Origin of the sequence: Mycobacterium pseudoshottsii JCM 15466 (genome assembly GCF_003584745.1) — a bacterium.
Taxonomy (GTDB): domain Bacteria; phylum Actinomycetota; class Actinomycetes; order Mycobacteriales; family Mycobacteriaceae; genus Mycobacterium; species Mycobacterium marinum.
Window position 1 is genome coordinate 719,245 of sequence record NZ_AP018410.1, and the last position, 19,201, is coordinate 738,445.

General features: G+C 66.4%; 19 protein-coding genes. 14 read left to right on the forward strand and 5 right to left on the reverse strand.

Annotated elements, in window-relative coordinates:
• The first annotated feature begins 2 nt into the window (after positions 1-2).
• The 7 genes from MPSD_RS03305 to eccE all read left to right on the forward strand — a co-directional run bounded on the left by MPSD_RS03305 (position 3) and on the right by eccE (position 7,024).
• Entirely contained in the window at positions 3-1,556 is a 1,554-nt protein-coding gene (locus tag MPSD_RS03305) for a PPE family protein (RefSeq protein ID WP_086084869.1), read from the forward strand.
• A gap of 36 nt (positions 1,557-1,592) precedes the next feature.
• The gene (esxG, locus tag MPSD_RS03310; protein WP_011739406.1) at positions 1,593-1,886 is read left to right on the forward strand and encodes a type VII secretion system protein EsxG; all 294 of its coding nucleotides are present in this window, start codon (positions 1,593-1,595) and stop codon (positions 1,884-1,886) included.
• Positions 1,887-1,914: 28 nt separating this feature from the next.
• Entirely contained in the window at positions 1,915-2,205 is a 291-nt protein-coding gene (locus tag MPSD_RS03315; protein ID WP_012392512.1) for a WXG100 family type VII secretion target, read from the forward strand.
• A gap of 8 nt (positions 2,206-2,213) precedes the next feature.
• A complete protein-coding gene (locus tag MPSD_RS03320; protein WP_086084870.1) occupies positions 2,214-3,110 on the forward strand; it encodes an ESX secretion-associated protein EspG in 897 nt (298 codons plus the stop codon).
• A gap of 71 nt (positions 3,111-3,181) precedes the next feature.
• Positions 3,182-4,600 carry a type VII secretion integral membrane protein EccD gene (eccD, locus tag MPSD_RS03325; protein ID WP_086084877.1) on the forward strand — a complete coding sequence of 473 codons (1,419 nt, stop codon included), beginning with the start codon at positions 3,182-3,184 and terminating at the stop codon, positions 4,598-4,600.
• A complete protein-coding gene (gene mycP3, locus MPSD_RS03330; RefSeq protein ID WP_020784983.1) occupies positions 4,597-6,021 on the forward strand; it encodes a type VII secretion system ESX-3 serine protease mycosin MycP3 in 1,425 nt (474 codons plus the stop codon). Before eccD ends, mycP3 begins: the two co-directional genes overlap by 4 nt.
• Positions 6,011-7,024, forward strand: coding sequence for a type VII secretion protein EccE (gene eccE, locus MPSD_RS03335; protein WP_012392516.1), 1,014 nt, complete (start codon positions 6,011-6,013; stop codon positions 7,022-7,024). Before mycP3 ends, eccE begins: the two co-directional genes overlap by 11 nt.
• On the opposite strand, the gene MPSD_RS03340 is transcribed toward eccE, so the two are convergent.
• Entirely contained in the window at positions 7,011-8,231 is a 1,221-nt protein-coding gene (locus MPSD_RS03340) for an alpha/beta hydrolase family protein (protein WP_020784982.1), read from the reverse strand. The two genes, eccE and MPSD_RS03340, sit on opposite strands and share 14 nt — an antisense overlap.
• A gap of 156 nt (positions 8,232-8,387) precedes the next feature.
• Here MPSD_RS03340 and MPSD_RS03345 point away from each other — a divergent pair, with 156 nt between their 5' ends.
• Positions 8,388-9,179: a trans-aconitate 2-methyltransferase gene (locus MPSD_RS03345; protein ID WP_086084871.1), complete on the forward strand. Its 792-nt coding sequence runs from the start codon at positions 8,388-8,390 to the stop codon at positions 9,177-9,179.
• A 17-nt stretch (positions 9,180-9,196) separates the two neighbouring features.
• On the opposite strand, the gene MPSD_RS03350 is transcribed toward MPSD_RS03345, so the two are convergent.
• Entirely contained in the window at positions 9,197-10,594 is a 1,398-nt protein-coding gene (locus MPSD_RS03350; protein ID WP_086084872.1) for a sulfatase family protein, read from the reverse strand.
• Positions 10,595-10,660: 66 nt separating this feature from the next.
• Complete coding sequence (bluB, locus tag MPSD_RS03355; RefSeq protein ID WP_232022858.1) at positions 10,661-11,242, reverse strand: 5,6-dimethylbenzimidazole synthase; 582 nt, start codon at positions 11,240-11,242, stop codon at positions 10,661-10,663.
• Positions 11,243-11,396: 154 nt separating this feature from the next.
• Here bluB and MPSD_RS03360 point away from each other — a divergent pair, with 154 nt between their 5' ends.
• Positions 11,397-11,756 carry a hypothetical protein gene (locus MPSD_RS03360; protein WP_020784978.1) on the forward strand — a complete coding sequence of 120 codons (360 nt, stop codon included), beginning with the start codon at positions 11,397-11,399 and terminating at the stop codon, positions 11,754-11,756.
• Here MPSD_RS03360 and MPSD_RS03365 read toward each other — a convergent pair.
• Positions 11,740-12,222: a hypothetical protein gene (locus MPSD_RS03365; RefSeq protein WP_086084874.1), complete on the reverse strand. Its 483-nt coding sequence runs from the start codon at positions 12,220-12,222 to the stop codon at positions 11,740-11,742. The two genes, MPSD_RS03360 and MPSD_RS03365, sit on opposite strands and share 17 nt — an antisense overlap.
• 56 nt (positions 12,223-12,278) lie before the next feature.
• Here MPSD_RS03365 and MPSD_RS03370 point away from each other — a divergent pair, with 56 nt between their 5' ends.
• The gene (locus MPSD_RS03370; protein WP_020784976.1) at positions 12,279-12,947 is read left to right on the forward strand and encodes a phosphatase PAP2 family protein; all 669 of its coding nucleotides are present in this window, start codon (positions 12,279-12,281) and stop codon (positions 12,945-12,947) included.
• Between the two features lie 105 nt (positions 12,948-13,052).
• Positions 13,053-13,709, forward strand: a complete 657-nt coding sequence (locus MPSD_RS03375; RefSeq protein ID WP_036426966.1) for a L,D-transpeptidase family protein — start codon at positions 13,053-13,055, stop codon at positions 13,707-13,709.
• 8 nt (positions 13,710-13,717) lie between these two features.
• Here the strand turns inward: MPSD_RS03375 and MPSD_RS03380 are convergent, their stop codons facing one another.
• Positions 13,718-14,224, reverse strand: a complete 507-nt coding sequence (locus MPSD_RS03380) for a nuclear transport factor 2 family protein (protein WP_036425850.1) — start codon at positions 14,222-14,224, stop codon at positions 13,718-13,720.
• 59 nt (positions 14,225-14,283) lie between these two features.
• On the opposite strand from MPSD_RS03380, the gene MPSD_RS03385 reads away from it, so the two are divergent.
• From MPSD_RS03385 to MPSD_RS03395, 3 genes are all read left to right on the forward strand, one after another.
• Positions 14,284-15,513: a hypothetical protein gene (locus tag MPSD_RS03385; protein WP_015354294.1), complete on the forward strand. Its 1,230-nt coding sequence runs from the start codon at positions 14,284-14,286 to the stop codon at positions 15,511-15,513.
• Between the two features lie 152 nt (positions 15,514-15,665).
• Complete coding sequence (locus MPSD_RS03390; protein WP_086084875.1) at positions 15,666-17,537, forward strand: Hsp70 family protein; 1,872 nt, start codon at positions 15,666-15,668, stop codon at positions 17,535-17,537.
• Between the two features lie 221 nt (positions 17,538-17,758).
• Positions 17,759-19,195: a DUF7159 family protein gene (locus tag MPSD_RS03395; RefSeq protein WP_020784972.1), complete on the forward strand. Its 1,437-nt coding sequence runs from the start codon at positions 17,759-17,761 to the stop codon at positions 19,193-19,195.
• Positions 19,196-19,201: the final 6 nt, after the last annotated feature.

The following is a 19,201-nucleotide window of genomic DNA, read 5'->3' on the forward strand; positions in this document are numbered from 1 at the left end:
CAATGGCTGTTGCCGCCGGTCCTATCTGGATTGCGTCGCCACCCGAGGTGCATTCGGCGATGCTGAGTAGCGGTCCCGGCCCGGCTTCGCTGCTTGCAGCGGCCGGAGTCTGGAGCGCGCTCAGCGCCGAGTATGCCTTGACAGCGGCGGAACTCAGTGAGGTACTGGCGGCGGTGCAAGCGGAAGCCTGGCAGGGGCCAAGCGGTTTCCAGTACGTGGCCGCGCATCTTCCGTATGTGGCGTGGCTGCTGCAGGCCAGCGCCGATGGTGCCGGCAAGGCGGCCGAGCACGAGGCCGCTGCGGTGGCCTACTCGGGCGCGTTGGCGGCAATGCCGACGCTCACCGAGCTGGGCGCAAATCACGCCCTGCACGGTGTCCTGGTCGCAACAAACTTCTTTGGGCTCAATGCGATTCCGATCGCGCTCAATGAAGCTGACTACGTTCGGATGTGGGTGCTGGCCGCTACCACCATGGGTTTGTATCAGGCGACTGCGGGTGCGGCGCTGGCCTCGGCGCCGCGCACCGGTCCGCCGCCGAAGGTGGTCAACCCCGGCGGTGGGCAGGTGGCTCACCTTGCCGCCGACGCGGCCCAGGCGCAGTCCGGGGCCGCAGCGGCAGGGGGCTCCGACCCCTGGCAGTTGCTTTGGCAGTTGCTGCAATATCTGTGGAATGCCTACACCGGGTTCAACACCTGGATGTTCGATTTGATCTGGGAATTCCTGCAGGACCCAATCGGAAACACGATCAAGATCATCATCGCGTTCCTGACCAACCCGTTGCAGGCCATCATCACCTACGGCCCACTGTTGTTCGCGTTGAGCTATCAGATTTTCTTCAACCTCGTCGGCTGGCCGACCTGGGCCCTGATCTTGAGTTCTCCTTTCCTGCTGCCGGCGGCGCCGGGTCTGGCCTTGAGCGCCATAGCGTTCACGCCCATCCAGATTGCGGCGGAGGTACCGGCCGCGGCCGCGCCACTGGCCGCCGCGGCCGTCACTGCCAAGTCTGTGTTCCCGGCGGCCAGCCTCGCTTCGCCGGGCACCGGCTCCGCGGGGGCTCCTGCGTCGGGCGCCGGCGCCGGCGCACCCGGAACTGCGCCACCGGGCCCGGGCGCTCCGGCGCCGGCGAGTTTTCTCTATGCCGTTGGTGGCAGCGGTGATTGGGGTCCCAGCCTGGGGCCAACGGTAGGCGGTCGAAGCGGTGCCAAGGCGCCGGCTGCGACCATCCCGGCGGCCGGCGCGGCGGCGGCCAGCCGGGCCTCCGCGCGCAGCCGGCGACGTCGGCGAACCGAAATGCGGGACTACGGCGACGAGTTCCTGGATATGGACGCAAATGGTGTCACCGGGCCGGCGGCGACCGACGACGCCGCACGGGCGTCCGAGCGTGGGGCCGGGCAATTCGGCTTCGCCGGCACCGTATCCACCGAGGCGGTGTTGCAGGCCGCGGGCCTGACGGAGCTCGCGGTGGACGAATTTGGAAACGGTCCCCGGATGCCGATGGTGCCGGGCAGCTGGGACAGCCCCCAGGAAGGGAGAGAAGACGGTTTACAAAGTGAGTGACCGAAACCCACGCCGAGAGGAGACAACGAGATAGTTATGAGTCTTTTGGATGCACACATTCCACAGTTGGTGGCGTCGCAGGCAGCGTTTGGTGCGAAGGCCGGATTGATGCGCCACACCATCAGCCAGGCCGAGCAGGCTGCGCTGTCGGCGCAGGCTTTTCACCAGGGCGAGTCCGCGGCATCTTTTCAGGCCGCCCACGCGCGTTTCGTCGCGGCAGCCGCCAAGGTGAACACCTTGCTGGATATCGCGCAGGCGAACCTGGGCGAAGCCGCCGGCACCTATGTGGCTGCCGACGCTGCGGCCGCCTCTGCGTACACCGGTTTCTGAGTTCAGTCATAGAACGAAAGGGTTTGTGATGTCACAGATCATGTACAACTACCCGGCGATGCTGGCCCACGCCGGGGACATGTCGGGCTACGCCGGCACGATGCAGGGGCTGGGTGCCGACATCTCCGCCGAGCAGGCCGCGTTGTCCAGCGCCTGGCAAGGTGACACCGGGGTGACCTACCAGGCGTGGCAGGCGCAGTGGAACCAGGCGATGGAAGACCTGGTGCGGGCCTACCAGTCGATGTCTGGAACCCACGAAGCCAACACCATGGCCATGCTGGCTCGCGACACGTCCGAAGCCGCAAAATGGGGCGGCTAATCCTTTAAATGGAGTCAATGCCCAACGCAGTTGAACTCACGGTCGAGAACGCGTGGTTCATTGCGGAGATGGTTGGCGCGGGCACCTTTCCGTGGGTGCTCGCGATCACCACGCCCTACAGCGATGAGGCCCAGCGCAGTGTCTTTTTCGCGCGGCAACGAGATGAGCTGACCCAGCTAGGTCTGTTGTCCTCGGACGGTGTGGTCAATCCGGCGGTGGCCGAGTGGATCAAAGTGGTCTGCTTTCCCGAGCGGTGGCTGGACCTGCGTTACGTGGGTCCAGGCACGGGCAACGGCGGCGAGGATCTGTTGCGCGGCATCGTGGCGCAAAGTGCCGGAATCATGGGCAAGGCCGGCAAGGCCCACCCGAGCTTCAACACCGTTGTCGCGCTGCGTAAGGCCCAATTGGTCACCTTCACGGCAATGGACATCGACGACCCCAGGGCCCTGGTTCCGGTGCTCGGGGTCGGACTGTCGGCCCGGCCGCCGGCCCGCTTCGAGGAATTCAGCATGCCGATGCGGGTTGGTGCCAGAGCCGATGAGCGGTTGCGCTCCGGCGAGTCGCTCGACGAGGTTCTCGACTACCTCGGCATTCCAGTTTCGGCGCGGCCGGTGGTCCAGGCCGTCTTCTCCGGGCCGCGCAGCTACGTCGAGATTGTCGCCGGCTGCAATCGCGACGGCGAGCACACCACCACCGACGTCGGCCTGAGCATCGTCGATACCACCGCGGGGCGAGTGCTGGTCAGCCCGTCGCGCGCCTTCGACGGTGAATGGGTTTCCACCTTCAGCGCCGGGACTCCCTTCGCGACAGCGGTCGCGATAGACCAACTGATCGCCAACCTGCCGGACGGCCAGTGGTTCCCCGGCCAAAGGTTGTCCCGAGATTTCTCGAGTCAACCCTCCTAGTGACCTCCTAGCAATGAGAAAGAGAGCATGATGTCCCAGCAACGGCCGCAGCGCCTTTCGAGGGCCCAATGATGTCCGGCACCGTCATGCCGATCGTCCGCGTTGCGATTCTGGCGGACAGCCGGCTGACGGAAGTTGCGCTGCCCGCGGAGTTACCGCTACGCGAAATCCTGCCTGCCGTACAGCGGTTGGTGATTCCGGTGGCCGAAGACGGTGACGCTGGATCGGCCGACCTGGGCATAGCTGGACATCTGAGCCTGGCGCCCGTCGGTGGGGCGCCGTTCAGCCTGGACGCCAGCCTGGACACCGTCGGGGTGGTCGACGGCGATCTGCTCGTGCTGCAGCCGGTACCCACCGGTCCGGCCGCGCCGGGAATCGTTGAGGACATCGCCGACGCGGCCATGATCTTCTCGACTTCGCGGTTGCGGCCCTGGGACGCCCGGCATCTGCAACGCGGCGCGCTGGCGGCGTTGATCGGTGTGGCGCTGGCGGGATCCGGGCTGGCGGTCGCCTACCGGGCGGCCACCGGTGCACTGGCCGGACTGCTCATCGTCAGTGTGATCGCGGTGGCCATGGCGTTGGCCGGTCTGCTGTTGGGCGCCCGTTCGCCACGAACCGGTATCGCATTGTCGATCGCCGCGTTGGCGCCCGTCGGCGCGGCGCTGGCGCTGGCGGTGCCCGGATCGTTTGGTGCCGCGCAGGTGCTGCTCGCGGCCGCCGGCGTGACCGCTTGGTCGCTGATCTGTCTGATGGTTCCCGGTGAGCAGCGTGAGCGCATCGTCGCGCTGTTCACCGCCGTGGCTGTGGTCGGGGCCGCGCTGTTGCTTGCGGCCGGCGCCGAACTGCTCTGGCAGCTGCCGGTGTCGAGCATTGGCTGCGGGTTGATCGTGGCGGCGCTGCTGGTCACCATCCAGTCTGCTCAGCTCTCCGCGGTGTGGGCGCGCTTCCCGTTGCCGGTGATCCCGGCGCCGGGGGACCCCACCCCGTCGGCTCCATCGCTGCGAGTGTTGGAAGACCTGCCGCGGCGGGTGCGGGTCAGTGACGCCCACCAGAGCGGTTTCATCGCCGCGGCCGTACTGCTCAGCGTGCTGGGGTCGGTGGCAATCGCGCTGCGCCCGGACACGGTGAGCGCTCTGGGCTGGTACGTGGTCGCGGCAACCGCGGCGACCGCTACGTTGCGCGCCCGAATTTGGGATTCGGCCGCCTGCAAGGCATGGCTGCTCACCCAGCCCTATCTGGTAGGCGGGACGCTGTTGGTGCTCTACGCCGCGACCGGCCACTTCATTGCCGCCTTCGGCGCATTGGTGGTGCTGGCCGTGCTGGCGGTGGCCTGGGTTGTGGTCGCACTGAATCCCGTCATCGCGTCGCCGGAAAGCTACTCGCTGCCGCTGCGGCGGCTGTTGGGCTTCCTCGCCGCGGGCTTGGACGCCTCGCTTATCCCGGTCATGGCGTATCTGGTGGGCTTGTTCACCTGGGTGCTCAATCGATGAAGCGGGCCGGTTCGGCCTGCCTCACAGCAATTCTGGCCATTTTCACCACGGGTGCGTTGTGGGCCGCGCCGCCGGTATCGGCGATCAGCCCTCCGGCGGTTGATGACTCGGTGCAGCCGCCAAGCGGCACCCCCGGGCCCGTACAGACGATGGAGCAACGTGGCGCCTGCAGCGTCTCGGGGCTGATCCCCGGTACCGACATCAGCGTCCCGGGAGCCAGCCAAGCGATGCTGAACCTTCCTGCCGCATGGCAGTTTTCGCGTGGTGAAGGTCAGCTGGTGGCAATCCTGGACACCGGCGTGCAGCCGGGCCCACGGCTACCCAACGTCGATGCCGGTGGCGACTTCGTGGATTCGACGGACGGGCTGACCGACTGTGATGGCCGTGGCACCCTGGTCGCCGGGATCGTCGCCGGCCAGCCCGGTAACGACGGCTTCTCGGGCGTGGCACCCGCGGCACGCCTGCTGTCCATCAGAGTGACATCGGACAAGTTCTCGGCCCGCTCGAGCGGCGGGGATCCTTCGGTGGAGCGAGCGACGATCGACGTCGCGGCCCTGGGGCGGGCCATTGTGCATGCCGCCGACCGGGGCGCGCGGGTGATCAACATTTCCTCGATCACCTGTCTGCCGGCGGACCGCCAGGTCGACCAGGCCGCGCTCGGCGCCGCGATCCGCTATGCGGCCGTGGACAAAGACGTGGTGATTGTGGCCGCCGCCGGCAACAGCGGAGCTGGTGGCTCGGGCAGCGGCGGCACGTGTGAGTCCAATCCGCTGACCGACCTGAGCCATCCGGACGATCCGCGCAACTGGGCCGGCGTCACCTCGGTGTCGATCCCGTCGCTGTGGCAGCCCTACGTGCTGTCGGTGGCATCGTTGACTGCGGGTGGACAGCCGTCGAAGTTCACCATGGCCGGGCCGTGGGTGGGCATCGCCGCTCCCGGCGAAAACATTGTCTCGGTGAGCAACGCTGGCGGCGGTGGTCTGGCCAACGGCCTGCCCAACCAGCGCCAGCAACTGACGCCGCTCAGCGGCACCAGCTACGCGGCAGGCTACGTCTCCGGCGTCGCCGCACTGGTCCGCAGCAAGTATCCCGAACTGACCGCGGCGCAGGTGATGCATCGCCTCACCGCCACGGCACACAACGGTGCCAGGGATCCGTCCAACGTCGTCGGAGCCGGAATTCTGGACCCAGCGGCGGCGCTGACCTGGGAGCTGCCCGCCGCCGACGGGGGTGCGCCGCAGGTGGCACCGGCAAAGCCGGTGTCAGTTCCGCCGGCACCGCAGCCGCGGAACACCACCCCACGAAACGTGGCGTTCGCCGGCGCCGCCGCCTTGACGGTGCTCGTTGCGGGTGTAGCGGCGACCGTGGCAATAGCGCGCCGACGCAAGGACGCCGAAGGAAGGACTGCGCGTGAGCTTTGATCGATCCATACCTCGGCCGGGCTCCGGGCGGATCACCCTGGCGCTGCTCGCGGTGGTGCCCGCCGTGATGGCCTATCCCTGGCATTCCCGCAGGGACTACTGGCTGATCGGCATCGCCGCCTTCGTCGTGATCGTGCTCTTCGCCTGGTGGCGCGGGCTTTACCTGACAACCATCCTGCACCGGCGAGTGGCGATGATGCGCCGTCGGCCCGCTGAGCCAGGGGCCGAAGCCGACACCAGCACGACGGTGACATTGCGCATCGGGCCGCCCGCCTCCGACATCGACGTGCTGCCGCTGCCGGTAATAGCTCGATACCTGAACTGCTACGGCATCCGCGTTGACGCGATTCGCATCACCGGCCGCACCACCGGGTCGGGTGAAACTCAGACCTGGATCGGACTGACGGTGTCGGCGGCCACCAACCTGGCGGCGCTGCAGGCTCGCGCAGCGCGCATCCCGTTGCACGAGACCGCCCGGGTTACCGCCCGCCGGCTCGCTGATCACCTGCGCGAGATCGGCTGGGAGGTCAGCTTGGTCGCGGCCGAGGACTTGCCGTCGCTGCTGGATCCCGACTCCGATCACGCTCTCCGCGAGACCTGGCGGGGCGTGCAGCACGGCGACTCGGAGTATCTGGCCGCATATCGGGTGATTGTGGACGCTGCGCTGCCCGACACACTGGCCGAGATCTGGTCGCATCCGGCGTTGGAAACCTGGATGGCCATCGAGATCGCCGCGCGCGGTCGGTCGGGAGCCGATTATTCGGTTGCCGCCGCGTGCGCATTCCGCACCGATGAGCAACCGGCCGTCGCAGCACCGTTGGCCACCCTGATACCGCAACGGGGAAACCATGGGCCCACGCTTGCGGCCATGGAACTGTCCTCCACCCGTGCGCTCGACGGATACGCCGACGCGCCGGAGAACCTGCTGATGCGGCTGGTGTGGTCCACCCCGGGTGCCGGGTTGCACCGCGCTGCGCCGACCGAAACCGCTAGTCGAACATGAAGTCGCCCAGGAACGCGGTCATCCGCCGCAGATAGTCCAACTGACTCACGTGTAGCACGTGACTGCCGGGAAACCAGTGCAGCGCGCAGCGATCCCAGTGTTCCCAAAGCGTTTCCGCGTGATCGGGTGGAGCCATCCGATCGCCCAGGCCGGCGATGATCATCCGGCGGTGCTTGGGTAGTTGCGGCCGGTAGTTCAGCGGGCTGTGAAACGCCAGCCCGGCATCCAGCTCGCCGCGGCTGATGCTGGACAGGCACAGTCCGAGCCGGACCAGTTTGCTGGCCGGGAACCATTGCTCGAATAGCTTTGCTGGTGTGACGACCGGACAGTTCGGGATCACGGCCTCTAGCCGGTTTTCGACCGACGACACCAGCGCGGAGGTATAGCCGCCCAGCGATATGCCAGTCAGTGCTATTCGCGTGACACCGGTGTGGTGCAGGTAGTCCACGATAGACCGGAAGTCGTACACCGCTTGGGCCATCGACTCGGCGAAACCGCTCAACCCGCTTGCGAAGAATCCGAAACCGCTAAATGGCGAGAATCTTTCGGCTCGCTTCCCATGAAAAGGCAACGTGTACAACAGCACGTCATAGCCGGATCGGTAATACCACGGCAGGGAGAAAAACAGTCCGTTGAGCAAGTACGACGACCCCATGAAGCCATGAATGACGCACAGGGTGGGCCGTGGCCCGTCGTCGTGGCGCCAGTGTTGCGCGCGTACGACGTTGTTGGAAGTCAGTGCGCTCCAGTGCTGGCGCATGTTGGGGTTGATCGCGCGAAAGCCGCTGGTGAAAGAGATGTCGTCGACGCTGCCACGGGCGATCCACTCCGCCAGCGGGCTGGCCGGGCGGGCCGAAATCCTGGGCAATTCGGTGGGCGCCGCAAAGGACTTGCGTGGATCTTGTTCGGCCGCGAGCTCGGCATAGAAATTCAGGTTTGCCCGCTCACCACCGGAGTCGAGGCGGCGCAGTGCGTGAGCGACCACGGCGGGTGCCACGGTGGTGGACAGCAGTGAGGACGCGTAGGTGCGTAGCGCGATATCGCCGACTGCCGATGACTCGACAACGAGGCGTTGCCGAAGCGACAGCGCCGACAGTGGGGGCAGGCCTTCGGCACCGGCTTCCCCGCCGGGCACATCGGGAATCGGGACCGGCGGATCAATGGGATCGGTCTCAGAAGTCCCGGACGTCTCCGAAATCTCCGACATCCCGTCGATGCTATCGCGTCGATATCCCAGAGCGTGGGTTGTTCCGACAGTATCGTCAATTTCTGCGTGGGTTTGGGTGCGTGTTAGGGGCGTTTTCGGTAAGTAGGTTTGTCCTATGGCACCCATCTGGCGACGGTGTTGATCAGGAGGACCGATATGTGGGATCCCGACGTCTACCTAGCCTTTGCGGATCATCGCGGCCGCCCGTTCTATGACCTGGTCTCGCGGATAGGTGCCAAACGGGCGCGCCGAGTGGTCGACCTCGGCTGCGGGCCGGGCAACTTGACCCGATACCTGGCGCGACGCTGGCCCGAGGCGATCATCGAAGCGTGGGACAGTTCGCCGCAGATGGTCGCGGCCGCCCGGGAACGTGGAATCGATGCCACTACAGGCGACTTGCGCACGTGGAAGCCGAAGCCTGACACCGATGTGGTGATCAGCAGCGCCGCGTTGCACCGGGTGCCCGAACACGCCGACCTGATGGTCCAGTGGGCAACGGAGCTGCCGCACGGATCGTGGATCGCGGTTCAGGTTCCGGGGAACTTCGAAACACCATCGCATGCTGTGGTGCGTGCGCTGGCCCGCCGCGAACACTATGCAAAACTGATGCGCGACATACCATTTCGGGTTGGTGCCGTGGTCGGCTCACCGGCAAGCTACGCAGGTTTGTTGATGGACGCCGGATGTAAGGTCGATGCCTGGGAGACGACCTATCTGCACCAGCTCACCGGCAAGAATCCGGTGCTGGAATGGATTACCGGCACCGCGCTGGTTCCGGTGCGGGAACGGCTCGACGACGTGAGCTGGGAACAGTTCCGCCAAGAACTGATTCCGCTGTTGGATGAGGCCTATCCGCCGCGGTCCGATGGCACGACCATGTTCCCCTTCCGGCGGTTGTTCATCGTGGCCGAGGTGGGTGGCGCCCGCCGCTCCGCTGACGTTTCCTAGTTATTGTCCTGTGCGACTTAACCTTCGATGTCACGGTCCGCCGCCGCTGACGAGTCCTCGCGTGGCGTCGGCTGATGGCTCTTCAGGTAGGTTTCGGTATAGCGCGCCGCGATGTGGGAACCGGCGAAATCCGAAGGGATCACGTCCCCGGTGCTCTGGCGCCAATCGTTGAGGAGCGCCGCCAGTTCGGCCGCGACAGGATCCGCGGACGCGGCGCCCTCGCCGGCCAGCAGGTTGGCGGTCTCGGTGGGGTCGCTGCGCAGGTCATACAATTCTTGCGCCGGACGCGGTGACGAAACCAGGGGTGCGACCGCCAGCCCGGACGGGCTTTCCTCGATGTCCTTGGGCAAATCCAGCATTGGCCGCGAGACGTAGTTCTCGATGTAGCTGTATTCCTTGGTGCGGATAGCCCGAATGGGATCGAACGAGTCGTGGTAGGTCTTCATGGCGTAGACATGCTCACGAACCGGCCGGCCATCCGCGTCGGCCTCAGGCGAGATCAGCGCGTGCGCGTGGGAGAGGCCTTCGACATCGGCGGGAATGTCGATTCCCAACAGGCTCAGCAGGGTTGGTAGCAGGTCGACCCCGCTGAACAATTCGTCATAGACCCGAGGTGGCACCGCCAGGCGCTTGGGCGGACGGACGATCATTGCAATGCCGGTACCGGCGTCATACAGCGTCGACTTGGCGCGGGGAAAGGCCGGGCCGTGATCGGTCAGGAACACCACCCAGGTGCTGGCGTCCAGCCCGGTCTGTTCGAGCGTGTCCAGGATGCGGCCGACGGCCGCGTCCGCGGTGGTGATGGCGCCATAGAAATCCGCAAGATCCTGACGCACTTCGGGGGTGTCGGGCAGGTAGTCGGGCAGGTCGACGGTCGAGCTGTCCGCGGGCTCGTAGCGTTCGTGCGGGTAGGGGCGGTGAGTTTCGAAGAACCCGGCGGTGAGCAGAAACGGCTGCCCGGCAAGGGCTGCGACGCCCTCATGCAGCCAGTTCTGCACTTTGTCCACCACGTAGTCGCAGTAGGAACTCGAGACGTCCAGCTCATCAAAGCCCAGTCGACTCGGCTGCGAAGTCTCGTGTTGCATCCCGAAAAGCGCTGAATGCCAGCCATGTTCACCGAGCAACTGGGGCAGGGTCCGGACACCGGAGCGGTACTCCCAGCCGTGATGGGCCAGACCTACCAGGCCATTGCTCTGCGGGTAGCGGCCGGTGAACAGCGAGCCGCGCGATGGCGAGCACAGCGGGGCGGTGGCGTGCGCGCGGGTGAACAGGATTGCCTCGCCGGCGAGCCGGTCCAACCGCGGGCTGTCGACATCGCGGTGGCCGTAGGCGCCCAGGTAGCGCCCCAGATCGTGCCAGTACACGATCAGCACATTTTGCCCGCCGTCGTTGCTGCCGCTGCCCGCACCCGTCATCTTGGCCTCACCCCTTCAGCGCGCTCGCGGCGGCGACGATACCGGGTGCAGCGGATGCGCCGAAGGTCACGGCTGGTCCCACCGGTTTTCCGAAACGAACTCCGGCAGTGGCCGCGCAACGGCCCATCCGTCCAGCTCCAACGCCGGCTGCTGCGGAAACTCGGGCACCGGGCCCAGGCACAAGACTGCCACCGGTTCGGCCCCGTCGGGCATCCGCAACAGATCCGCCAACCGATGCGGGTCGAACAGCGACACCCAACCCATGCCCAGGCCTTCGGAGCGGGCGGCCAGCCACAGATTCTGGATCGCGCAGGACACCGAGGCGAGATCCATCTGCGGCAGCGTTCGCCGTCCGAAGATGTGCCCGTCGCGCCCGTCGCGCAGGGCCACCACCATCAGCTCCGCGCACTCGAGAATGCCTTCGACTTTCAGTGCGAGAAATTCCTCGGCCCGCTCGCCCAGCGCCCCGGCGGTCAGCGCCCGTTCCTCGTCGACCAGGGTGTGGATGCGTCTGCGCAGCCCCGTGTCGGTGATCCGGATGAACCGCCAGGGCTGCATCAGGCCCACGTTGGGTGCGGCGTGCGCGGCATGCAATAGGCGTGTCAGCACGTCCTCGGGCACCACGGCGCCCGGGACGAAGTGACGCATGTCCCGCCGCTCGGTGATCACGCGATACACCGCTTGCCGTTCTTGGGCGGTGAATGCGTAGTCAGTCACACAGCCATCGTAGAAATGTGAAGACTAGGAAGAGTACGAACACTAAGACGAGCATTGCGAAGGCAGACAAACGAAAGGGTGGCCCGTGAAGGTTCCCGATGTTTTCGACGACCTGCCCGCCGACCCGGCGGTCAGACGTGTCTATGGCGAGCCACACGTCACCCCCGACGGTGCGACGGTGATTCCGGTGGCCAAGATCCAGGAAGGCCGCGGCCGGCTCCGCCGCGGCCCGGACGCCGACTCCGGGCAGCCCTACGGCCTGGCTGCCGTCCCGATCGGCGTGTTCGTCATCCGCGGCGGCGACGCGAAATGGGTGCCTGCCGTCGATGCGAACCGCATCGCGCTGGTCGGAGTGCTCACCGGCCTGTTCGCGGCGGTGATCGGCAGTCTCGCGGTGCTGCGGCGTCCGCCGTGGCCCGACATCACCATCAGGGACTGTAGGTAACCCCGACCGCGCGGAAGACGTACTCCGGCGGCACGTCGAAGGCGAGTGAACGCAGCGGCAGCCGCGCCAGCACGTCCTCGGGGATGTCCGCTTTGAAGTGCAGCGAGAGGTCGCCGTGAAACCGCGGGTCGACCTTGGCGACATCGATATCGACCTGCACCCCCGTCGACGAGATGTCGGCTGTCGCCGCACCGCTGTGGGGTGCGTCCCAGCGCACGTCGATGGCCCGGCCGGCTAGCTTGGGCAGCGAGGAGAGGGTGCCCAGTACCCGCTCCTGGGTGAACGCCAAGGCGCCCGGATAGCTCGCGACGCTGTGTGAGGCCCGTACGCCCGGGATGGTTCCGGTAAATCGCCTGGTGACCGGAACATACTCCTCGAGGTAGATGAGCCCTTCGGCCTCGACCTGAGCCCGAAAATCCTCGCTGAGCTTGCCGATGCCGAACAGCCGCCGAATGATCACCGCCATGCCGCCAGTATGGGCCCGTTTTCGCGGCGCTGCATCGATGCTGGTATCCGTTGAGCATGACCCGCCCACGAATGACTTTGCCTCTTCTGCTCGCCCTGGCCGCCATCGTTGTCTACGCACTGATGTGGATCGGCTATCGCCAGGACTGGGGCTGGCTGCACGCCATGGACTGGTCGTTGTTGAACGCGTCCCATGACATTGGGGTCAAGCACCCGGGATGGGTCAACTTCTGGTTCGCCGTCTCGTTTGTGCTGGGCCCGATCACCACGCGGATCGTCGGCTTGGTGGCGATCACGATCGCGCTGGTGCAGCGCAAGATGCGGATGGCGCTGCTGTTACTGGCCTGTGTGCCGTTGAACTGGATCGTCACCATGATCGCCAAGGGACTGGCGGACCGGCCGCGACCGGTGACCAAGCTCGTCGCTGCGCATTCCGCCTCGTTCCCGTCGGGGCACGCCCTGGAGCTCACGGCCAGTGTCCTGGCGATGTTGACCTTCCTGCTTCCCATGATCCGGGTGCACTGGATGCGCATCCTGGCAGTGGTCGTGGGTGCGCTGAGCGTGTTGTTGGTGGGGATATCCCGAGTCGCGTTGAACGTGCACCACCCCTCCGACGTAATCGCCGGTTGGGCGCTGGGCTACGTGTTTTTCTTGTTCTGGCTGTGGGTGCTTCGGCCGGTCCCGGTAGCTGAGCAGGAGCCGGCCGAGCTGGTCAGCGCGGGTTAACGCCTTACCGCGCTGCGGGTTTCGCCGGGTGATCTCGGAGCAGTGGCCCAACCGGAACGAAACCTTTACTTGACCTTCAGGTTTGGCAACCTTGACGATGAAACGGTGCGTCGACTGGTAGCTGTTCTGTTCGCTGGAGTGTGCACCGTCGGTGTGGCGGTAGGGCTCGCGCCGGTGACCGCGGCGGCGGGTAATCCCTGGTTTGCCAACTCGGTCGGCAACGCCACCCAGGTGGTTTCGGTGGTCTCAACCGGCGGCTCGAACGCAAAGATGGATATCTATCAGCGCACCACCGCCGGCTGGCAGCCGCTCAAGGCCGGGATCACCACCCATGTCGGTTCGGCGGGGATGGCGCCGAAGGCCAAGAGCGGCTATCCGGCAACCCCGATGGGCGTCTACAGCCTCGACTCCGCGTTCGGCACTGCCCCGAATCCCGGTGGGAGACTGCCCTATACCCAAGTCGGACCCAATCACTGGTGGAGCGGCGACGACAACAGCCCCACCTTCAACTCCATGCAGGTGTGTAAGAAGTCCGACTGTCCGTTCAGCACGTCCGCGAGCGAAAACCTGCAGATTCCGCAGTACAAGCACTCGGTGGTGATGGGCGTCAACAAGAACAAAGTTCCCGGGGGCGGCTCGGCGTTCTTCTTTCACACCACCGACGGCGGCCCCACCGCCGGGTGCGTGGCGATCGACGATGCCACGCTGGTGCAGATCATCCGCTGGCTGCGTCCCGGCGCGGTGATCGCAATCGCCAAGTGACCCTCAGATCAATCGGCAAGAGCGCGACCGGGTTTCACCTGAAAGCCGATATTGGCCAATGACATCGTCGCCTCGTAGGTGCGGTCGTAGCCGGTGGCGGTGATCCGCCAGCCGGCCGCGGTGCGCCGGTACTGGTCGCGGTAGAACGCCGCACCGATGAGCATGAAATTGGCTTCGGCGACGATCACCCGGTCCTGCAAATACCAGCGGCCGGTCGCCGTATCGCCGGTGACGGTGATTTCCGGATGGGTAACCCGATGTTCGGTGATGATGGTGGGGCCCAGTGCTGAGCGCATGTAGTCCACCAAGTCGGTGCGGTTGGTGAAGTGCAGCTCGGTGCCGACCGACGACCCGTAGTCGCCGACGACATCTTCGGTCAGGGTGTCGGCGAATTCGTCCCAATGCTTGGTGTCCAGCGCGCGCAGGTAGCGGTATTTGACCTGTTGGATCGCCGCAATGTCGGCGGTGACATCGGGCGAGACATCGTTTCGGCTCATCACGCCATTGCAGCACAACTGCTGCCCGGCGCGCCCCGCGTCTTTGAACTCGACCCGCGGTGGCTTACCTTGGGAGTATGAGCCAATCCCGGTACGCGGGGTTGTCCCGCAGCGAGCTGGCAATCCTGGTACCTGAGCTGCTGCTGATCGGCCAGTTGATCGACCGTTCGGGGATGGCTTGGTGCATTCAGGCGTTCGGCCGCGAGGAGATGCTGCAGATCGCCATCGAAGAATGGGCGGGTGCCAGCCCGATCTACACCAAGCGCATGCAGCGGGCGCTCAACTTCGAGGGCACCGACGTGCCCACCATCTTCAAAGGCCTCCAGCTGGACATCGGCGCTCCGCCGCAGTTCATGGACTTCCGCTATGGGCTCCATGATCGCTGGCACGGTGAATTCCACCTGGACCATTGCGGCGCCCTGCTCGACGTCGAACCAATGGGCGATGAGTACGTCTTCGGGATGTGTCACACCATCGAGGACCCGACGTTCGATGCGACCGCGATCGCAACCAACCCACGCGCCCAGGTGCGTCCGATTCACCGCCCGCCCCGTAGCCCAGCGGACCGGCATCCGCACTGTGCCTGGACGGTCATCATCGACGAGGCCTATCCCGAGGTCAAGGGAATTCCGGCGCTGGACGTGGTCCGTGAAACCAAGGCCGCCGCTTGGAAATTAGCTGCGATCGATCCCTCCGAGGAGGGGCTGGCGGACTACTCGGGTGCGCTCCTGTCCGATCTGGACTTCACCGACTTCTCGCACTCCGCGCTGGTGCGGATGGCGGAGGAAGTGTGTCTGCAGATGCACCTGCTCAACCTGTCGTTCGGCATCGCGGTGCGCGAACGGGCCGGGGCGGACGCCGAACTGGCCGTATCCGTGGGCACCCGCCAGTTGACCGGAGTGGCCGGTTTGGCCGCCGAACGCATTCAACGGGCGCTGGGACTACCCGGCGGCGCCGAAGGGGTGCTGCGGGTGTTCGAACTGCATCCACTGTTCAATCCCGCTGGCTACGTTGTGGCCGAGACGGTTGCGGACCGACTGCTGGTTCATCGCTCGCCGGCCCACGACGACGGGGCATGGATTTCGCTGTGCACGCCGGAATCCGTGCAGCCGCTGCAGGCGATCGCGACCGCCGTCGAACCCCACCTCGAGGTTCGGGTGGCCGGGACGGACACCGACTGGACTGCTGAGCTGGTGCGAACCGAAAAACCGGCCGACGAGCTGCCGGAGGTGTTGGTAGCCAAGGTAAGTCATGGTGCACAGTTTCAGTTCCAGCCCAGGCGTTCGCTGCCCCTCACCGTGGTCTGATTTGGCACCGTCTGTCAAGGTGGCGTTTATACCTTTTTGATGACGACACGGCCTCGAGCGCATACCAATCAGATTGGCAAGGAACTATATACGGCCCGTTCACGACTATGGTTAACGCTGGCCACCGACCCTTTCGACGAAAGTATTCTCATATGTACGACCCGCTGGGGTTGTCGATCGGGACCATGAACTTGGTTGCGGCGTCTAACGGTAAGCCTGCCGTTATTCGCCGTGCCGTGCTCACACTGTACCCGCACTGCGCCCCGAAAATTGGTGTGCTCGGCGAGAACCCGAGCCTGGACCAGCCCGGCACCTTCATGAGCGGCTTTGTCGAGCGCATCGGTGACTCGGTCGCATTGGTGTCTCCGGACGGATCGGCTCATGATCCGGATCTTCTGATGGTCGAGGCGCTGGACGCGATGGTTGTTGCTGCCGGGGCTGATTCGAATTCCTCCGAAATTGTGATTGTTGTTCCGGCGCACTGGAAACCGACAGCGGTACAGGCGCTGCGTAACGGCTTGCGGACACACGTCGGCTTTGTCCGCAGTGGCATGGCGCCTCGGCTGGTCCCGGATGCGGTGGCGGCGATGGCGGCGGCGAACTCGGAACTGGGTATTCCGGCCGATGGGGTCGTGGGCCTGCTGGATTTCGGTGCCTCGGCCTCCTACGTCACGCTGATGGAGGCCAAGTCGGATTTCGAGCCCGTCTGCGCCACAATGCGTTACGAGGACTTCTCGGGCAATCAGATCGACCAGGCGTTGATGTTGCACGTCATCGAGGAACTTGGCCCCAACGGCGTCGACCAGGCCGGGACCGCCGCGGCCAGTCAACTCGGCCTGCTCAGAGAGCAGTGTCGTGCGGCCAAAGAGCGGTTGTCCATCGACGCGGTAACGGAATTGGCCGTCGATCTCGCCGGATCCGCGACGACCATTGAGGTCACGCGAGATCAGCTAGAAGACCTGATCCAGGATCAGCTCACCGGTTTCGTCTATGCGTTCGATGACCTGCTCGCCCGTAACAACGCCAGCTGGGCCGATCTCTCGGCGGTGGTCACCGTTGGCGGCGGCGCCAGTATTCCGCTTGTCACACAACGTCTTTCCGTCCATACCAGGCTACCCGTGCTGGTCGTGCCGGAACCGGCGTGCGCGGCGGCAAACGGTGCGCTGGCGCTGGCCGCCCGCGGCAAGGAACTCGACTTCCGCACCCGAACGTCGATCGGTTTGCCGGCGGCTTCGGCGGCTACCGCCGCAACGACAGTGATCGAGCCGCCGGCCGGTGACGTCATGGTGATCGACCAGGACGCCCTGACCGATCGCGAATTGGCCTGGTCACAGACCGACTTTCCCAGTGAAGGGCTGGTGCGATTCGAGGGCGATTCCTACAGCGAAGAGGGCCCCTGCTGGTCGATGCGGTTGAACATGATCGAACCGCTCAAAGAACCGGCGTGGCGGCGATTTCGGGTGTCCCAGGTGCTGATCGGACTCTCGGCCGTGGTGGCGATGACCGCGATCGGGGGCGTGGCATTCACGTTGACGGCCATCGAGCGCCGCCAGAGTCCGGTAGTGCCCAGTGTGGGGCCGCTACCGGCGCCATCTCGATCCATTGCCGCGAGCTCCGCGCCGCCCAAGGCGCTGGAGCCAAGCTTTGTCCCACCGCCCGCCAGCGCCGCGCGGGCGCCCAGCGCCGCGCCCGCTCCCACCAGTGTCGCGCCGCCGCCGCGTCCGGTCGCAACGGCGACAACCACGGTGGCGCCCCCGGTGACGACCACCAAGACGACGGTGCCGCCCACCACCGCCGCGACGACCACCCCGACGACCACGCCGCCGCCGACCACGACGGCGCCCCCAACCACGACCGCGCCGCCGAGCACCACCTCGACGGTCAAGATGACCACGGAGTGGTTGCATGTCCCGCTGTTGCCGATCCCGATACCCATCCGGGTGCCGGCCAGTCAGGCGCCGCCGAGTCCCGTCTCGCAGAACCCCGGCCCGCAGAACCCCTTCATGAGCCCCGGCACCCCCTGAGCTAGCACCGCAGCGCCGGCCGATTTGAGCTTGATCAGAATCGGTCCGCGCCCTGGCCCGGGCGAGTAGTGTTTGAGCTGGCAAAACTGCATACGCGCCAGCTGATCCGGATGTAACTCGTCGCACCCGCATTGCGGCGCGAAGACTGTCGACGGCGGCCCGCGCGGTGCGCTCGTCCGCCCCAGACTCCATGGCTAGCTATCACCCGGCTTGGAGGGGCTATGGACATCGTGCTTGGGGTATCGATGGAGCCCGGCGCGGTTCGCTTGGTGCTGGTCGAAGGCATTGATGCGGACGGGGTGACGGTCGAGGAAGACACGTTCGAGCTCGACACGGCCGACCGCTCGCAAGGCGCACCCGCTGCCGCGGTGGCCGCGTTGATCGGCACCCGCGAGGGTGCGATCGAAGGCGGCTACCGGCTGATGTCGGCGGGCGTGACCTGGACAGAACCCACCGACGTCGCGGCCCTGCGTGCCGAACTCGCCGGACATGATGCCGGCAGCGTCATGCTGGTCTCGCCCCTGCTGGCCGCCGCCGCGCTGGCCCAAACGGTTGGCTGCGCGCTTGACTACGAATACATCGCGATGCTGTTCGTCGAGGCCGACAGCGCGACGCTGGCCGTAGTTGACATCGGCGACGGCTCGATCGTCGACCTGCACCGCAGGTCGTTGGGTGCCGAATCCACGGCGGCCGATCTGACTTCGCTGGTGGGCGGGCTGGCGACCGCGCAGTCGGTGGCCGAGGGCGTGTTCGTCGTCGGCTGTGGGGTCGACATCGTCGCGCTCAAGCCCGTGCTGGAGGCGGCGACGTCGCTGGTGGTGAGCGTTCCCGAGGAGCCGGACATGGCGCTGGCCCGGGGAGCGGCGCTGGCGTCGGCCAATGCGCCGCTGTTCGCCTCGTCCACCTCGGCGCTGGCCTATGCGCTGGATCCGGGCACCGGCGAGGTGAATCCTCGTGCGCTCGCCCCCAGCTACCTCGACGTCTGCGCCAACGCGGACCGCGGCGCCGGCGCGCTGGCCTACAGTGCCCTCGCCGATGACGGCGAAGACGCCGTCGAGGGCCGGCGCCGGCCGCTGGTGCTGGCCGGTAGCGCGATGCTGGGGATTGCCGCCTTTGCCGCCGGGCTGATGGTGGTGACGCTCACCTCGGACGTCCGTCCCGCTGCGGCCACCCAGCCAAGCCCGCGAGAAGGGGTTCTGACCCCAGCGTCGCCGGCGGCTCCGCCGAAGACGGCGACTCCGGTGCCGGCCAAGGCGCCCGCGCAGGTGCCCGCCCCTGGTCCGGCGCCGGCAGCGTCCCCGGTTCCGGTGGCCGCCCCGCCGTCGGTGGTACAGCCACCCCCGGTGGTGCGGGCGCCGCGCCCAACGGTGGTCAAGCCGCCGCCGCAATACATTGCGCCCGCGACGCAGCCCCGGCGGACTCCGGCCCCGCAGGCTCCGGCACTGACCCCGGTGCAGGCCCCGGCCCCGGAAGTGCCGCCGCCGGTCGCGGTGCCCGAACCCGCCCCGGCCCCACCGGTGCCTACCCAAGCCCGGATGACGATGTACCTGCACCTGCCGTTCGTATCGATTCCCATTCCGATCAACCCGCCCCCACCCCCAGCACCGCCGCCGGAGCCGGCGCCGGTCGAGCCGCCACCGCCCGAACCCGGGCCGTAGGCACGT

What these genes read in the sequence shown, in the direction of transcription:
- MPSD_RS03305 (WP_086084869.1), top strand. Translation starts at nt 3, where the DNA reads ATGGCTGTTGCCGCCGGTCCTATCTGGATTGCGTCGCCACCCGAGGTG.
- esxG (WP_011739406.1), top strand. Translation starts at nt 1,593, where the DNA reads ATGAGTCTTTTGGATGCACACATTCCACAGTTGGTGGCGTCGCAGGCA.
- MPSD_RS03315 (WP_012392512.1), top strand. Translation starts at nt 1,915, where the DNA reads ATGTCACAGATCATGTACAACTACCCGGCGATGCTGGCCCACGCCGGG.
- MPSD_RS03320 (WP_086084870.1), top strand. Translation starts at nt 2,214, where the DNA reads ATGGAGTCAATGCCCAACGCAGTTGAACTCACGGTCGAGAACGCGTGG.
- eccD (WP_086084877.1), top strand. Translation starts at nt 3,182, where the DNA reads ATGTCCGGCACCGTCATGCCGATCGTCCGCGTTGCGATTCTGGCGGAC.
- mycP3 (WP_020784983.1), top strand. Translation starts at nt 4,597, where the DNA reads ATGAAGCGGGCCGGTTCGGCCTGCCTCACAGCAATTCTGGCCATTTTC.
- MPSD_RS03340 (WP_020784982.1), bottom strand. Translation starts at nt 8,231, where the DNA reads ATGTCGGAGATTTCGGAGACGTCCGGGACTTCTGAGACCGATCCCATT.
- MPSD_RS03345 (WP_086084871.1), top strand. Translation starts at nt 8,388, where the DNA reads ATGTGGGATCCCGACGTCTACCTAGCCTTTGCGGATCATCGCGGCCGC.
- MPSD_RS03350 (WP_086084872.1), bottom strand. Translation starts at nt 10,594, where the DNA reads ATGACGGGTGCGGGCAGCGGCAGCAACGACGGCGGGCAAAATGTGCTG.
- bluB (WP_232022858.1), bottom strand. Translation starts at nt 11,242, where the DNA reads ATGCGTCACTTCGTCCCGGGCGCCGTGGTGCCCGAGGACGTGCTGACA.
- MPSD_RS03365 (WP_086084874.1), bottom strand. Translation starts at nt 12,222, where the DNA reads ATGGCGGTGATCATTCGGCGGCTGTTCGGCATCGGCAAGCTCAGCGAG.
- MPSD_RS03370 (WP_020784976.1), top strand. Translation starts at nt 12,279, where the DNA reads ATGACCCGCCCACGAATGACTTTGCCTCTTCTGCTCGCCCTGGCCGCC.
- MPSD_RS03385 (WP_015354294.1), top strand. Translation starts at nt 14,284, where the DNA reads ATGAGCCAATCCCGGTACGCGGGGTTGTCCCGCAGCGAGCTGGCAATC.
- MPSD_RS03390 (WP_086084875.1), top strand. Translation starts at nt 15,666, where the DNA reads ATGTACGACCCGCTGGGGTTGTCGATCGGGACCATGAACTTGGTTGCG.
- MPSD_RS03395 (WP_020784972.1), top strand. Translation starts at nt 17,759, where the DNA reads ATGGACATCGTGCTTGGGGTATCGATGGAGCCCGGCGCGGTTCGCTTG.